This is a genomic window from Cellulophaga sp. L1A9, from assembly GCF_009797025.1.
GTDB lineage: Bacteria > Bacteroidota > Bacteroidia > Flavobacteriales > Flavobacteriaceae > Cellulophaga.
In genome coordinates this window covers 140,322-155,735 of the sequence record NZ_CP047027.1, presented here as the reverse complement: position 1 = coordinate 155,735, position 15,414 = coordinate 140,322, and the positions used below count along the sequence as shown (strand labels likewise).

Annotated in this window: 18 protein-coding genes; all 18 read right to left on the bottom strand. The window is 34.0% G+C overall.

Annotation, left to right across the window (positions count from 1 at the left end):
* Positions 1 to 30 precede the first annotated feature (30 nt).
* Positions 31 to 354 carry a hypothetical protein gene (locus tag GQR94_RS00690; protein WP_158973527.1) on the bottom strand — a complete coding sequence of 108 codons (324 nt, stop codon included), beginning with the start codon at positions 352 to 354 and terminating at the stop codon, positions 31 to 33.
* A gap of 8 nt (positions 355 to 362) precedes the next feature.
* Entirely contained in the window at positions 363 to 614 is a 252-nt protein-coding gene (locus GQR94_RS00685; protein ID WP_158973526.1) for a hypothetical protein, read from the bottom strand.
* A gap of 136 nt (positions 615 to 750) precedes the next feature.
* Complete coding sequence (locus GQR94_RS00680; RefSeq protein WP_158973525.1) at positions 751 to 1,959, bottom strand: PQQ-binding-like beta-propeller repeat protein; 1,209 nt, start codon at positions 1,957 to 1,959, stop codon at positions 751 to 753.
* Positions 1,960 to 2,017: 58 nt separating this feature from the next.
* A complete protein-coding gene (locus tag GQR94_RS00675) occupies positions 2,018 to 2,605 on the bottom strand; it encodes a hypothetical protein (protein WP_158973524.1) in 588 nt (195 codons plus the stop codon).
* Positions 2,606 to 2,641: 36 nt separating this feature from the next.
* Complete coding sequence (locus tag GQR94_RS00670) at positions 2,642 to 3,223, bottom strand: suppressor of fused domain protein (protein WP_158973523.1); 582 nt, start codon at positions 3,221 to 3,223, stop codon at positions 2,642 to 2,644.
* 343 nt (positions 3,224 to 3,566) lie between these two features.
* The gene (locus GQR94_RS00665; protein WP_158973522.1) at positions 3,567 to 4,583 is read right to left on the bottom strand and encodes an LLM class flavin-dependent oxidoreductase; all 1,017 of its coding nucleotides are present in this window, start codon (positions 4,581 to 4,583) and stop codon (positions 3,567 to 3,569) included.
* 224 nt (positions 4,584 to 4,807) lie between these two features.
* On the bottom strand, positions 4,808 to 5,842 hold the full coding sequence (locus GQR94_RS00660) for a S41 family peptidase (protein ID WP_158973521.1): 1,035 nt from the start codon (positions 5,840 to 5,842) through the stop codon (positions 4,808 to 4,810).
* A 1-nt stretch (position 5,843) separates the two neighbouring features.
* Positions 5,844 to 6,620, bottom strand: a complete 777-nt coding sequence (locus GQR94_RS00655; protein WP_158973520.1) for a hypothetical protein — start codon at positions 6,618 to 6,620, stop codon at positions 5,844 to 5,846.
* A gap of 82 nt (positions 6,621 to 6,702) precedes the next feature.
* Positions 6,703 to 7,842 carry an AraC family transcriptional regulator gene (locus GQR94_RS00650; RefSeq protein WP_158973519.1) on the bottom strand — a complete coding sequence of 380 codons (1,140 nt, stop codon included), beginning with the start codon at positions 7,840 to 7,842 and terminating at the stop codon, positions 6,703 to 6,705.
* Positions 7,843 to 7,960: 118 nt separating this feature from the next.
* Positions 7,961 to 8,620, bottom strand: a complete 660-nt coding sequence (locus GQR94_RS00645) for a hypothetical protein (protein WP_158973518.1) — start codon at positions 8,618 to 8,620, stop codon at positions 7,961 to 7,963.
* A gap of 117 nt (positions 8,621 to 8,737) precedes the next feature.
* Complete coding sequence (locus GQR94_RS00640; RefSeq protein WP_158979424.1) at positions 8,738 to 9,220, bottom strand: EF-hand domain-containing protein; 483 nt, start codon at positions 9,218 to 9,220, stop codon at positions 8,738 to 8,740.
* 380 nt (positions 9,221 to 9,600) lie between these two features.
* The gene (locus tag GQR94_RS00635) at positions 9,601 to 10,092 is read right to left on the bottom strand and encodes a nuclear transport factor 2 family protein (RefSeq protein ID WP_158973517.1); all 492 of its coding nucleotides are present in this window, start codon (positions 10,090 to 10,092) and stop codon (positions 9,601 to 9,603) included.
* A gap of 171 nt (positions 10,093 to 10,263) precedes the next feature.
* Complete coding sequence (locus tag GQR94_RS00630) at positions 10,264 to 10,449, bottom strand: hypothetical protein (protein WP_158973516.1); 186 nt, start codon at positions 10,447 to 10,449, stop codon at positions 10,264 to 10,266.
* A 144-nt stretch (positions 10,450 to 10,593) separates the two neighbouring features.
* Positions 10,594 to 11,313 (bottom strand): hypothetical protein, encoded by a 720-nt coding sequence (locus GQR94_RS00625; RefSeq protein WP_158973515.1) that lies wholly within the window; start codon positions 11,311 to 11,313, stop codon positions 10,594 to 10,596.
* Positions 11,314 to 11,864: 551 nt separating this feature from the next.
* Positions 11,865 to 12,734, bottom strand: a complete 870-nt coding sequence (locus tag GQR94_RS00620) for a cation diffusion facilitator family transporter (protein WP_158973514.1) — start codon at positions 12,732 to 12,734, stop codon at positions 11,865 to 11,867.
* Between the two features lie 227 nt (positions 12,735 to 12,961).
* Positions 12,962 to 13,597, bottom strand: a complete 636-nt coding sequence (locus GQR94_RS00615) for a transglutaminase family protein (RefSeq protein WP_158973513.1) — start codon at positions 13,595 to 13,597, stop codon at positions 12,962 to 12,964.
* A 77-nt stretch (positions 13,598 to 13,674) separates the two neighbouring features.
* Positions 13,675 to 14,307: a LysE family translocator gene (locus tag GQR94_RS00610; RefSeq protein ID WP_158973512.1), complete on the bottom strand. Its 633-nt coding sequence runs from the start codon at positions 14,305 to 14,307 to the stop codon at positions 13,675 to 13,677.
* A gap of 596 nt (positions 14,308 to 14,903) precedes the next feature.
* Entirely contained in the window at positions 14,904 to 15,365 is a 462-nt protein-coding gene (locus tag GQR94_RS00605; protein ID WP_158973511.1) for a hypothetical protein, read from the bottom strand.
* Positions 15,366 to 15,414: the final 49 nt, after the last annotated feature.

Below are 15,414 nucleotides of genomic sequence, written 5' to 3'. Positions count from 1 at the left end.
ACTAGATCAACTATAAATTTTTTATTCTTTTTAAATAATACTCCAAGGATCAAAACCCGCAGCTTCAATGGCAGGAGCTATAACCTCGCTTAAAAATTCTTTTTCCTCCGTATCCAAATCGTCCCAAGGGAGCTTATCAACGATATTCTGGATAGCTGTAAGCTTAGATTCTTTGGGGGTGTTAGCGTTTACAATTGTGCTGAGTTTGTCAAGAAAATCATTGGTTGAAGTCCGTAATATATGAACTACTTCGGCATCAGATTGGTTTAATCCTCTTTCTTCCCAATACTGTTTCTTTTCATAAACAGCAGAGTTTTTTATGTTTTCTACGGTCTCTTTAAATTCTTTTGCCATATCAAAGTTTAAGTTAGTACTACTGGTTTCTGTAGGATAGCGGATGGTAATTTTTCTTCCATAAAAATAAACAAAATCAGTTTTCTAAGGACCTCTGCATATGGCGGAATTACAACTTCTGCGAGCGAGTCATTAAGCCATCGCATATTTATGTTGCTATCTTTATCAGAAGTTACCTCTAAAAAACCGCTACCTCCTTGTTGTCCTTTTTGCTTTAACCAAGTAGTTAGCGCCGTGTGTATTTTGTTACCACTAATCACGGAGCTTTGATAAATTAGTACTTTTTTATTTGGTAGAACTCAAGGGCTATAAAAATTTATTTCAAGATTATATATTTTCGCAGCAGCTGTTTTCTAAAAACAACCCTACGCTAAAAAGAAAGCACTTAGCATTGGCTTACTCAATAAATAGGAGCTGCGTATCACTACTATAACTTTCTTTACCGTCATAGGGAATGGCAATTTTTTCGGTTTTAGTTTTAAGATTATAGGTAATTAAGCCTTCTTTCGCATAAAAATATAAAGAGCCATTATGTATTTGAATATTCGAGCTAGGCTGGTGATTGACCTTTATTTTGTTCAAGACGGTATCTTCAGTAGCCATAGAAAAAATCAGCTTATCGTTGGTATACCCATATAAGGTTTCATTTATTTTTTCAAAATGTTTGATATCGCCCTCAATTGTTTTTTTCCAAGTTAGGCTGCCGTCAGTTGCATTTAGACAATATATGCCGGATTCATCCCCGTTAGTTTCTGTAGCAAAATAAACGGCATTGTTCGCTACAAAAATCTTATCGCCTACTTTATAGTATTCTTCATCAAATACAAACTCCCATTGTTGCTCAAATGCTTCAGGCAATAGACCAACTATTTTATCACCGCGACTAAAAGGAACAATAATTAAATTTCCGTCTGTGGCTGGTTTTCCAAGGTTGGTACTAAAATTCTTTTGGTATAAAGCTTTACCGGTAGCTAGTTCAAAAGTATTTATTAGCGGATCATTGTTTATGGATACTATATCATTTACAATTAACCTTGGTTCATAGCTATGCGGTGATCCTAAGCTATAGTTCCATGCTAATGTACCGTTAGAAGCATTTATCGCATAGACGTTACTATTGGTTCTAGAGGTAAGTACTAATTTGTTGTTTACCGGAGTTAAGGATTGAGAGGTAAAGTGTAATTTTTCCTGGTCCATACCTACTTTATCTTCCCAGAATAGTGTACCGTCTGTTGCCTTTATGGCATAAATATATCCTGTCATATAGGCGGTAAACACAACGCCATCTTTATAGAAAAACTGATTGCCACCGTTGCTAAGTCTTAACGTATCTGCAGGCGTAAAAGACCACTGCCTGTCTAAATTTAAGTTGTAGCATTCCAAAGTGCCATCATACCTATTTATAAGTAACAACTCTTTAACTGCTGTATTGTAGGTTAGTTTTTTGTGGGAAGTATTATGCAACCAGTCTTCTGCGGTTAAAATAGTGTTGTTAGAAAAATTTGATTCATCGGGTTCATTTGATTCAATAGCAGCCATAATTTCTTGACCGAAAGAATAATTAGTGTATGTGACAATGAAGAGAAGAAGGATTAGTTTTTTCATGGGTTGTTTTTAAGTTGTTGCTATGATTATACTGGACGTTTACAATGTTTATTTTTGGTTATTTATTTGGACTATTTTTTTCAAGATCATATTCAGTAATGAATTCCTTATACAACTGTTCTAATTTAAGTTCACTATTTAGTAAGTTTTTGAGATGTAAGACAATTAGTTTTTTACTTTCTTCAGAAGCTACAAAAAGGTTTGGATACAAATAATCCATAAGCTTGTCCATTTTGGTATCTATAAGTTTTGAAGTAGATTCTATTTCTATGAGTCTAGACATCATTTTAAAATCAATTGCATTTATTTGATTTTTCTTGTAAAATTCCAATCCGGAATTACTCAGCGTAATCCCTTGAATACCTCCACCTTTTTCAATAATAAGATCGCTAATCGTGATTGTATCAGCACTATATTTCTTAATGGAATCTATTAACACGTTCTGTGTTTCTATAATACTTTTTAAATTTGAGAAATTGGATTGCACTTCGTTGATAACGGTTTCTACAGATGTCCTATAATACGCTCTCGCTTGGCTATTTTCTTTATAGTTGCTAATAAGTAATGCAATGAGCACGCCAGCCGTAATTATCGTAAGTTCTTTTAGGTAGCCTTTGATTTTTGATGCTATTAATTTGATCTTCATTTTAATGTTTAAAAATAGATGTTTAGGTTAATGATTTTATTCAGAAATTAGTTTTCTATTCACATCATACATATCAAAATTAGGATGTTTCCAAAATTTTTCAAGACCATTTTGGTTGATATACGCTATTTCAGAAGCATAGATTGGATAAAGGCCGGCAATGGTAATATTATAATCTAATCCAACGTCTATATTCGTGAAGTCTTTTTTATCTAAAATTGATGGCGCAAAAACAAGAAATGAATCCATATTAGATTCTTCAGATATTTTTTCTCTAAAGTTGATGGTATTATTATAACTAAAAGGACAATTACCTCTTAAGCTATTTGCTAAATATCCAGCCACTTGTGCCCAAGTCGTGTCTTTAGAATCAACCGTTATAATTAATTCTGGTCTTCCAAATTTCCAGGCAGGATGATCTACGAGGGAAAGGCCATAGGTAATTCCAGTGATCATTCCTTTATCAGGAACATCTTTATACACTATACTCGTAACACCCGCAATTCCATCTATTTCAGATACGTTTCTAAAGTATTCGGGTTCGACCTGAAAAATTCTGTCTAGATGATCCATGAATTTTTCAACAGGAGTTTTATTCTCAGGTAATTCTTGTGACATAACTAATAGCGTCTATTTTTTAAAGTAGTACTCTTAGATGAATTAACATCGAGGAGCAAAAGCTGCTTCTAAAAATAACTATTATTTTCTTTATTAATTCAGCATTTAGACGAAGAAATTGAATTGTTTTCTATAGTTGATTTATTTAGGGTCATTCAGAACTAAGGCTATAATGGGTATATGCCGTAGTTGTAGATCATCAGAGTATTGTATATTTCCATGGTTGAAATTATTGCCGCATAAAAAAAGTGTTGGCTGTAGTTCGTTTGACAAAACAAACTACAGCCAACACTTTAGAATACGTTACCCTAGAGAGGGACTCATAACAGCTATCGTTTATAGCTTATGCACTTTCCGCATTTAGCTCTTGCATGATTTCCGCAAATAATTGATACGATTTTATACGGTCTTCTGCACTGTAAATATTGGTCACCGCAATAAGCTCATCAACCTTCGTTTGGTTTAAAAATTCGGCTACCTGTTTTTTTACAGTTGCTTTACTGCCTATAAAAGAATATTTAAGCATCTGGTCTACTGCAGGGTGTTTTGCCATTTCTTTTAACTCGGGCGTCATAGCAGTAGGCGGTTGCATAAAATCTCTTTTTCCAGAGAGCAAGCCAATAATTATTTTGTATAGCGAGGTAGAAATACGTTCTGCCTCTTCATCGGTATCTGCTACAATAATATTAACCCCTGCCATAGTGTAGGGTTGTGCTAAATATTCTGAAGGCATAAATTCTTCATGGTAAATTTTTAAGGCATCAAATAACTTAGCGGTAGCAAAATGACTCGCAAAAGCATAGGGTAATCCTTTTTTTGCCGATAAATGCGCACTATCTGTACTAGAGCCTAAAATATACAATGGTACTTCTATACCTTCGGCCACCGTAGCACGTACTTTAGCATCTAAATTATCGAACGAAAAGTATTTCTGTATTTCGGAAATCTCCTCCGGGAAGGTAAATGCTGCTTGTCTATGATCTGAACGTATGGCGTGCGCGGTTTCTTGATCGGTTCCTGGGGCTCTTCCTAAACCCAAGTCTATGCGGTTAGGATAAAGCGCACCTAGAGTTCCAAATTGTTCTGCTACTATAAGCGGGGAGTGGTTTGGGAGCATAATACCCCCAGAACCTACGCGAATAGTTTTGGTGCCTTCTGCTACATACCCAATAAGAACAGCGGTAGCCGAACTGCCAATGTAGGCGGAGTTGTGGTGCTCTGCTAACCAAAAACGGGTGTAGCCAAATTCTTCTGCTTTTTGAGCCAGCTTAAGGCTATTTTTAAAGGTCTCCTGTAAAGTACTGCCTTTTGAGAGTATCGCAAGGTCTAATACGGAGTATGCTATAGGTGTTGTGGACATAATGTTTTTTGTTTTGTAAAAATGATACAAAGGAATAGATTCTTCAAAAGAAAATCTAATGATAATTTCATTGAATTTAGTCGTTTTGAAGCCTTAGAAATTACAACAAAGGTCTAAAATGTATTTAAGAGAATACCTTAGCTAGGAATATATTTTTCTGTTTTTTTTGTAAACAGATGACCGCTTGGTTATGAGTGTGTTATAATTAATTTTTTGTTCAAAATTCAATCAATACTATGGGTGTCTAATAGGTATTCTAGGGCGGTATCTAATACCTTATCTTCTTTAGCGGCAATATCTTCTGCTGTATTTTTTACGTACATGTCCGGGATATGCCCAACACCGTCTAAGCTTTCGCCATTTGGGAGTAAAAATTTCTGGATAGAATACCTATAATGCCAACCGTTGGGTAAAAAGCGCATATTGCTTACCGTAGAGAAATCGCCCGCGGTGGTATCACCAATTTGAATTACATTTTCGAAAGATTGCATATGTAGCAAAAAGATCTCTCCTGCACTAATGGTCTTCCTATCCGTGAGCACTACAATAGGTTTAGAAAATGTTTGGTTCGCATCATAGGCAGTGTAATAGTTCTTTTTTGCATCAAAATCATCATGGTTTGGTCCATTTCTGGTAGCTACCGAATAAATCAAATGCTCCCCATCTGAAAAAGCTTTTGCAATTGCGGCGGCATACCGATCATCTCCTCCTGTATTTTGCCGTACATCTAGTAGAATAGCCTCCACATTTGAAAATTCCTCTATAATGGTATGGATAATTGAGGGGTTTTGGCCATCCATTGCGCCTAAGTAGATATATCCTATGTTTTTGCCCTTTATCATCCCGTACGCCAATTGCTCTTCAGACCTAACTTCTTTTAGCGCTTCTACATAGGTAGAGCGTATCACTTCTTCACTAATTTCAGCAATAGATTGCTCGTTTAAAGCATAGCCAGAACGGTAGCTATGTCCGTTACCATCATACAAGACCGTATGACTATCGTCTAAATTTTCAATGAGGCTAGAGAGTAGGTCCCAAAAATCGGTTTCCGAGAGTTCTTCATTTACCCTAGGTTGATAGCTGCTGTAGAGGGCATCCCAATCTATATTTCGGATGTCAAATAAGCTATAGTGCTGGTCAAAATCAGTCCAGAAAAGTTCAAAAGTAGTGTTATTGGTCAGTGGTTCTTCCTTGGGTAAAAAAGTTTTGGCACAAGAAACGAGTAGTACTAGAGTAGCTATTAGGATGGTCTTTTTCATATTAAAATTTATAAAGTACACTTGTAGAAATGCGGTTAGAAATGCTTTTGTATTCTTGTTCTTGGTCTACCTTTTGAAGACGGAGGTCATAGTTTACATTCCAATTAAAATGTGCTAAAATTTCCCTACTATAATTGATGTTCCAGGTAATGGCCTTGTAGCTTTCAAATGAAACTAATTTTCCATTAAAAAGAATAGCTGCAGGATTGTCTTGGTGTGCTATGATAAACTCGTCGATGCCATTGTATGGAGGTCTACTCAAAAATTGTACTACAGGAATAGCCACCGTAGTTCCTATTCGTTGTCTGTCCTTTATTTTGGTTTCTACTGCTCCAGAAAGCGATAATCCATTAGTGGCGATATAGCTAAAAGCATCTTGGTCTTTCCAATCTAAATAGGTTATTCTCAAACCATAGGCACCACCTAAATAAAATTTTGTTACAGCATCTGGAGCAGCTAAATTTTTTAAGTATGAGATTCCTACATCCACAAAATAGTGAGCGCTAGTGAAGTCATTATTAGCGCCAGATTTTAAAGAATTATTTCCGTAGGTAAGGGCAATTTTTAAAATATTTTCCTTTCGTTGTTCATAAAATAAAGTATAAAATAGTCCTTGACCTTTCTGGTGTAAAGGCGAGAAATTCTTATCGCTGATATGATCAAAACTATAGCCTATACCTATGCCTATATAATGGGTAGGAAAAGAATCTTGGGCTTGTGCAAATACACTAGTGTTTTTATAGAAGAGTAAAAAGAATAAGGTAAGCGCTGTTTTCATGAGTTCTTAAGGTTTTGATTGATAGCTCAATAGTACGATCAACCAAAACATTAGGAGTCCCAAAAAGTTAGAATATGATTAATTAGGACTCATTCTTTAGCGCTTTAAACTGATTGGGAGTATATCCTGTATGCTTTTTAAAGGCAGTGTAAAATGTAGATTTAGATTTAAAGCCCGCCTCTAAACCAATGGCAACAATGCTATACTTGTCAAAGTCTGAATCTAGTAGCATTTGTTTGGCATCGCTAATGCGATAATCGTTAATTAATGAAGTGAAATTGGAATGAACGGATGCACTTATTAATTGTGAAAGATAGCCAGGACTAACCTTTAGTTTTTCGGCAATCAGGTCCCTGCTTAATTCCGGATTTCTATATAATTTCTCTACTGTCATTAATGCGGTAAATTCCTGAAAATAGTTGTTTTGAGGTTCAATGGAAGGTTCAGAGTTCTCCGTAGCGATAACGTCATTAGGTACTAATTCTGGACGTTTGCGTAATTCATGAATTTCTGATTTATCTTGAGAGAGTTTTAATTGTAGTAGTCCTCTGAATATGAGCCAATACACGTAAAATGAAACCCCTAACCACACAGGGTAAGTAATATCACTATGTGGAATAGGGTATAGATCATCGGGAATAAAAGTATTAATTACCCAAATGAACAATAGACCAGCATTAAATGCCCATATATTTTTTAACCATTTTTTTTCATCAGGACTAATCGCGCTTCTCTTAATAATAAAATAGGATATAGTGATCAATGCGGTATTGAATAGGATAGACGTATAAAATTCGGTTTCATACACCAGTCGGTAGTTATTGGCAATCAAGTCCCATTCTAGAAGCTGAAAATCTAATTGCAAATCAATAATAGAATACAGGAGCCAAAAGAAGAAAAATGGTACGGTAAGAATCCAAATTTTTTTGCTCTTCGCATAGCTGTTTTTTGTAGATTTTAAAAAGTAAATCAACATGGGAATATAAAAGAGAAAAAGCCATGGGATATCATCTCCAAAATAATCAATGAAATAATATTTTTCATCAAAATCTTTTGCGACCAAAAGTTCTACCACGCCAATATAGGATAACAAAAAAGTACTGTACGCTAGATATTTATTTGCTTTAACGCGGAAGGTTTTCTGAGTTAAAAGAACTACAGCGAAAAGCAGACCTTGTATTAAGCTTACAAAAACTAGAATTTCTAGCACATTTAAATTCATTCCGATGAGGTGAAATTTTTATACTTTTTTTAGTGTGATGTGTTTGTGTATGAGATGGACGATCTTCAATTTTTCATTATTACCTCATAACGATATTTGAAAATGAAGTTCCATAGTTTTATTCATTTTTCGTGTTAAATGCTATCTCTCTAAAAGCTTCAGGATCCTCTTCTGCAAAAGGTTGAGGCTCAAGATGCGCATGCCCTTCGTCATACATTTTTCCCGTATCTTTTTTTATCTTATACCAAGACTCTTGCGTTTCAGAAACCAAACGAACAGCATAATGATCTTCTTTTTCACGGATGATCAATGTACCTTCATAATCCTTAAGGGCAGACGCATCTAAATTAGGGATGGCTTCCAGAACAAAAGAACTATTTTTCTTAGCGACTTCCGTTTCTTGGTAAAACGGAATAGCATTTGTGTTTGTAAAATTTTCAGGATTTGCAACAGTATTAGAAAACTGTGCGCCCGTCATAAGGTTAACACCCATCGTATATTGAAAAATAGAATTTATGGGCAAGTAGAGTACAGGATTAGAAAACACTACATAGACTTCTTTGCCGTTGGTTTGTAGGCTAGTCGTAGAAAAATTAACTAGGCTAGCTTTTTTATCTAAAGCTGTTAATGCTTGTTGGATGATAGAATCTTTCCCTAAATTCACCAGTGTTCTGACCTCTTTATTCATTTTAACTTTCTCTCTTTTAGGGGATTGGGCATTGCAACAGGAAAAAACCATGATGAAGAGAATAAGAAAGTGGACTGTAATTTTTTTCATGACTTGGTTTTAAAAAGCAGTTGCTATGGTTTGAACGCTAGCGTATGAAAATAAGTATTTAAAATAACATATGTTTTTTAAAGAAATAAAAGGCCCTTCTATAGACAATATGCCTCGTTATTCTTGCGGTAATTGACCATTTTTATGCGCTGCTGCCATCTCAGAAGGAGATACTTCTCCGTCATGATTGGCATCTATCAAATCAAAAAACTCATCTAAGCCCATTTGGCGGTACAGTCTATCTTTAACATAATCTTCTACTTCGTTTTTAGACACACTCCCGTCTCCATTAGCATCAGTACCATCAAAAGCAAAAGAAGGTGTAACTTGGGCTAATTCTGCGGAACTTAAAGTGCCATTTTCATCGGTATCAAATTGATCAAAATACGCGACTAAACCCACTTTTCTTTCTGGTCCCATAGCAATAAACTCGTTCATTTCTGCTTTGGTAACGGTGCCATCTCTATTAAAATCCGAAGCACTTAAAGGACCATTTGGGCCAGGACTTCTAGGACCGTCTTTTAGCTTATTGTTTTGATTTTTACATGCAGCAAATGAAATAACGATAAGGGCTAGTACTATGTTTTTTAATATGGTCATTATTAATTTTTAAAGAGTTATTTTCTTCGTAAAGATTGTACAAGAATATACAGCACAATGAGCACCGAAGGAATGAATACTAAAACTACGGGAAGCAGCAGCAATGTAATAAGACAGCCGTCTCCAGACCAAGCTCTGTTCCCTTTTAGGGTATGATACCTGAAAAAATAATACCAATAATGGCTTATGCAAATAGCAACCAACTTACCAATCTATCTTTCATACTTATGTTTGGATTCTTAGCGTCCAATACACGGAGCGAATGTACTATTAAAGATAGCGCTAAAAAATCAATTAGATTCCCAATTTGGTGTTATGAAAAGGCTAAAATAAGGTATAGGCTACGCTTTAAGATCTAAAAAATACTTATTGATGAAGAATTAGTGTAAGCTAATCACTTTAGTGATTTTCCAAGTATCGTTGGTGTGTTGCCACATGATTATAAATTTACTGGGTATAGAAATAGCTTCTGGTTCCTGATTGTTGTAGAATTTATGATAGCCTATTTCTACCGCGCCATAGTCTTTTATAGGATATACTTCAATACTACCTTCAACTAAGGTTCTAGTTACTTTTCCACATATATTTTTTTCTGTTCCTTCAATAATTTTTTCCTTGGACGTCATCAAGCCCCCTTTATCGTGGTAAAATTCAATATCCTCCGAATATATAGAAGCTTGTTTTACTAAATCGCAGTTGTTGTAGGCGTCAAAAAAAATAGCATCGTGTGCAACAATACTTTGGTACAGCGCAGCGTCTACAGGAGAATATTTAGGAATAGTAATGGAGTTGCCTTCTATTTTGGTTGTTTTGCAAGAAATAAGGAAGAGTAGGGGTAGTGCACTACTCCATAAAAATTTTGCGGTGTTCATAGGACATCTTATTTTCTTAAAGACGAACTAAAAGTGTAGTTGTTACAGTAGGTTTTAAATTACCATGAATGTATAGGGTTGACCAACCTCTAGCGGCTTTTTAAAACTAAAATATGATGCAATTTTCACCCTTTGGGACTGTTTTTATAGGTGTAAATTCTCAAAAAAAAATTAGTGTTCTGTTTTTAAATTTCCAAAAACTAGAGCAGTCAATAGCAGTCCTATTCCAGTTCCAGTACATAAACCTTGAACTAAATCTGATAAGCTTATATAATGAGAAAATACCTGAGAAGCCGCAATTGCAAACATTCCAAGGGCTATTAAAATAAGTATTTTTCTTTTGGATATTTTTTTCAATGTAATGGATTTTACAGAATTAGTATTCCTTTTTTAATAATTGTTACCGTATGACTCTCAATTTTGTTACGATACTAGTATTTAATACTCAATTTACTAAAAAAAAAGGAGACAAATACTATTCCTCTCCTTTTAACATTAATTTTATTTTAAGGTATTTATCTTGTCAAAGAATAGCGTCCCAAATTTTAAAGGTAGAAGGGTTCCTCTCACTATATCATCAATAGTTTGGGTCATCGATAAATTTCCAACGCTGTTTTCAACTTCAAAACCAGCACCAAAACCTATCATATTGTAAACGAAAAACTCATATTTTTTTCCTTTACTTTCAAAGGATAATTTATGTAAATCACTATTTTTAGTAGCGTCACCGCTTTCTCCGCCACTTTTTAATTGAAAAGACATTGATTGTTTAAGGTTGTCAGTTAATTTTCCTTTTTCAAACTCCAACGTATTGATATTTTGTTGGTCAAACTCCCAATGCTCTGCTGAAGTTTTGCTATTGGAATTGTATTCTATATAATGAAATTTATGATCTTGTACTACTAATAAATGATGATTGGTATTTTCAACCACGATACCAGTAAGCATTGTTTTTGTGGTGTCTGCAACTGCACCTAAAATACTTTTAGGTTTTTTACAGGCTGCAATAGCATTAAAATCTCCTCCAACAATAGCAACAATAGGCTTAAAAGTATGCTCATCTGCTTTAAAGTCTTTAAAATAGGTGTCAAAATTTTCTGTGACATCTTTCTCCGCTTCTACATAGTTATTTGCTAAAGCATCGAATTTACCTGTTTTTTTCATGTAAAGAAAGTACGCACCAATGCATACCATGATCAGTAATGGAATAATGTAAGTCATAATTTTTAGGTTTATTTGATTTTTTTAATGGAATGGCTATTCAATTTTTTTTTATTTATCAATGTGGACATTAATAAGTAGCCCAAGAAACAGCCGATAAATAGGATTAGAATAGGGGAGGTATACTTGATACCTTCTTTGAAATATAGGAATATGGAAAAAACACCAAATACAATGGTTCCTTTCCCGAACAAATATTTCAATCGTATTCTCATATTTTTTTTAGGTGTATTAAATAACTATAACACAGTAAACGTGTTTATAGAAGATTAGTTGTGCCAATTTTATGGAATTTTATAACTAGAAATTACATAGAACATAAAGAGCCCTTGATAGTTAAGGAGCTATAAGAAACCTTTAATGAGCAAGATTCCGTGTAATTAAAAACTGAAATACGCAAAAGGTGTATTGAGGAATTGGAAGGATATGGTTTAAATCAACACTAAAAACAAATACTATTTTCTAATACTACCTGAGTACCCAATCTCATCTATGTAACGAATGCGCTATAATCCACATATTCGCTTCTTAATTGGTGAGGTGTTTCTTTTTTATTCGTTAGGTTCAATATGGATTAAAACGTGCCCTAAATTTGGTATTTCTTTTCGTAAATAGTCTTTTAATTTATGAGCAATATCGTGACCAGATTTTACGGTAATTTCACTATTTACAATGGCATGTAAGTCTACATGAAATTTCATTCCAGATTTTCGGATAAAACATTTTTCGGTACCTAAGACTCCTTCAACTTCAGTAGATTTAGCTCTAATCTCTATAATTAGGTCATCATAAAGTTGCTCATCCATCACTTCGCCTAAGGCGGGTCTTAAAATTAAGTAGCTATTGTATAAAATAAATACGGAAGCAAATAGTGCAGCCCAATCATCTGCAGTTTCATAACCTTCACCGAATATGATGGCTATAGAAATTCCGATAAATGCCATGATTGAAGTTATAGCATCACTTCTATGGTGCCAAGCATCTGCTCTTAATGAAGAACTATTTGTTTGCTTACTTTTTTTAATGACAATTTGATAGGAGATTTCTTTCCAGATTATGATTAAACTAAGCACAATTAAAGTCCAAGCTTTTGGAGTTTTATGAGGTGTTTGTATGTTTTCAATGCTTTCAGAAGCAATTATTGTGGCAGAAACAACAAGAAAAGCAACGACAGCAAATGTAATTAAGGGCTCTATTTTTCCGTGTCCATAAGGATGGTTTTCATCGGCAGGTCTTTTTGCATATTTAAAGCCTAATAAAATCATGAAAGAAGTGAAAATATCAGTAGCCGATTCAATAGCATCTGCAATTAGCGCATAAGAATTCCCGAAAAATCCGGCAAACCCTTTTATCAAGGCCAATGCTGTATTTCCAATTATACTGAAATAAGTGGTTCGTATTGCAGTCTCTTCGTTATTCATTCCTATTGAGGTATATCAACTCAGAGAGTCGGTAGCAGATTTACAGTTCACTGCCTGTTTGAAGTACGAAATTAGGTATTTTAAAGCCTAAAGAGAAAGGTAATCTATTAGAGTTATAAAGATTGGATATGTTTTTTTACTTGAGTGATGTAATTGCTTGGGAATAAATATTTTACGGATAGCACGTTTATCAAGAAACCAAAGTACTTTGTTGGACATTAACTTTGTTAAAGTCTAAATTCTGTTTTGTTTTCATTCGTATCAAAAATATGTGGGTAGTGTTCTTTTATATTTTTTTTCATAAAATTAAGTGGCACATCTTCAAAATAGCCGTAATCGTCTGTGTATTCCATAAACCGAGATCCTTCGCTAGTATACAGTTGTAAATAAGAATTGTTTTCTCCGTCAAATTCTAAAGGTTCCACCTTCAATTTCTCACATAATGATTTGTTAAATGCGGGCGACATTTTTAACCATTTATTCCCGAGATAGACGTTAACCATTCCGTGTGGTGTTAATTCATTTGAGCCAAATTTTTCGGTTAACCTATCTACGGCGATATGATTTTTAACTTTCCCTAAATGCAATCTAGCAGGTATTTCTAAGGCACGAAGACAAGCAATTAATAGTATTGATTTTTCAACACAATTTCCTGAATGCTTTTTAGCAATATGACTTGAAGTGTACTTTTCTTTTGAAAGACTTATACTGTAAGGGTCGTATTTCCAATAATCACGTACTTTGGTATATATTCCAATTGTTTTTTCTTTATCAGATAGCCTGTCATTTTTAAATTCAGAGATCAACTTTTGAACGGATTCATTTTCAAAGTCAAAATAATAGGTAGCTGCTAAATATTTCATTTTCGTTGAAGTCAATTTTTGCTTGTAGCTAGCGTTAACTATTATTCGCGCAATACTATTTTAGGTAGATTTTTTCATCAGTTTCTTTTAATTAAAAGCTGAATACCTAATCCGATAAACACATATCCGCTTACTTTTTTCATTATTTTTCCAATCTTGTCATTTTTCCTTAGTGTATCTGTCATAAAAGATGCAGAATAAGCCAGAAATAAGCACCAGATGGTTCCGGTCAATAAAAATGTACCGCCAAGAATAAGAAAAGGGATAGCACTATTTACATGTTCAGGTTTAATAAATTGAGGTAATAGCGATAGGAAAAAGATAGCAATTTTTGGGTTTAGTACATTCGTTAGAAACCCTTCTCGATATATTTTCCATAAATCTACCTTTTTAAATTCAGCTTTTTCACGGTCAAATAAATTAGATTTATCCATAAGCATTCTAATACCTAAATAGATTAGATAAGCAGCTCCAGTCCATTTTACAATAGTAAAGAGTATAATTGATTTGGCTAATAGTACTGATAACCCAAATGCGGCAAGTATAATATGAATTACAGCACCACTTCCAATTCCAAGGACAGAATATATACCTGCTTTTTTTCCTTGAGCAATACTGCGCGTAATTATATAAATAGAATCTGCTCCTGGTGTCAAATTCATAATAATTCCAGCCAATAAAAACCCCAAATAGTTTTCAATTCCGTTCATTTCATTTTTTAGTTTTTACCCGCTTGCAGTGAACAGTTTTATTCGTGTGTATGTGATATAGTTTGAAGATAGTATTTTTTAAGAAAAAAAAGCTAAAATTTTCTTTCGAACTTGCTATCCAATTGCATAGTCTAATTGAAATGTCGTTAAAAAATAGTTGGTATTCCTTATAGGAATTTTTGGATCACCAATGTTGTATAGTATTTGAATTACTGATAATTTGGGTGCTATTAAATGCCTCTAAATTGTTTTTTTTGTAGTATGCTATTTATAAGTTTTCCGTTTAGATAGTAATGTGTTTTTATATCCGTTGCATTTTTTAGCCCCTCGCCAGCAAAGTATAATGCTAAAGATTTGAACTTCAAATGGAGCATCAGGGTATTTCTTTTGAATAGCTGCGAATAGCTCTTTGGTGTTTTAGTTAGTAAGCTCATGTATTTTTAATACTTTACTAATAGCAGCATAGCTAATAAAAATTATCCTCAAAATTATGAACACTTCAAATACAATGATTTCTGTAATTTTTGTTTAGAAATTTTTGAACAGTAAAGTATTTAAGTTGATTTCCGTACTACTAAAATTTTGTAAATAGTGCCTTAATTTAATTTCTTATAAATTTCAATGTTATGGAAAATGGTGTCATTGTGGCTATAGGTATTTACTTGTTTGTATGAATTTTCAGTGCGTTCTATAGGGATAATATAGGTGTCATAGTCACTTTTCATAGTATAAGACATAGAGGTTAAGACTTCGGTAATGGTGTCATTTTTAAAAGTGTAGATACCATATCCGTGCCACTCAGAAGCATCCGCAGCAGGGTTTGTATTCCAAATAACGTGTCCGTCTAAATAAATTTTATGTTGCACCTTAGAGGTATCTGTAATAAGGGTGTCTCCATTTGCAACGTGATAGAAATGGCTTAATTCCCATACGCCTTCAATTGGATCAATGGGTGCTACTTCTTTGTCTTTTATAGGGGAATTACAAGAAGTACAGATGATGAGCATACCTAAGAAGTACAAAAGGATGAATTTTTTTAAAGAATTGATTTTGGTCATGTTTAGTAGGTTTTTAGGGTGAAAATTGAAATTTTAAGGTATTTTCTTA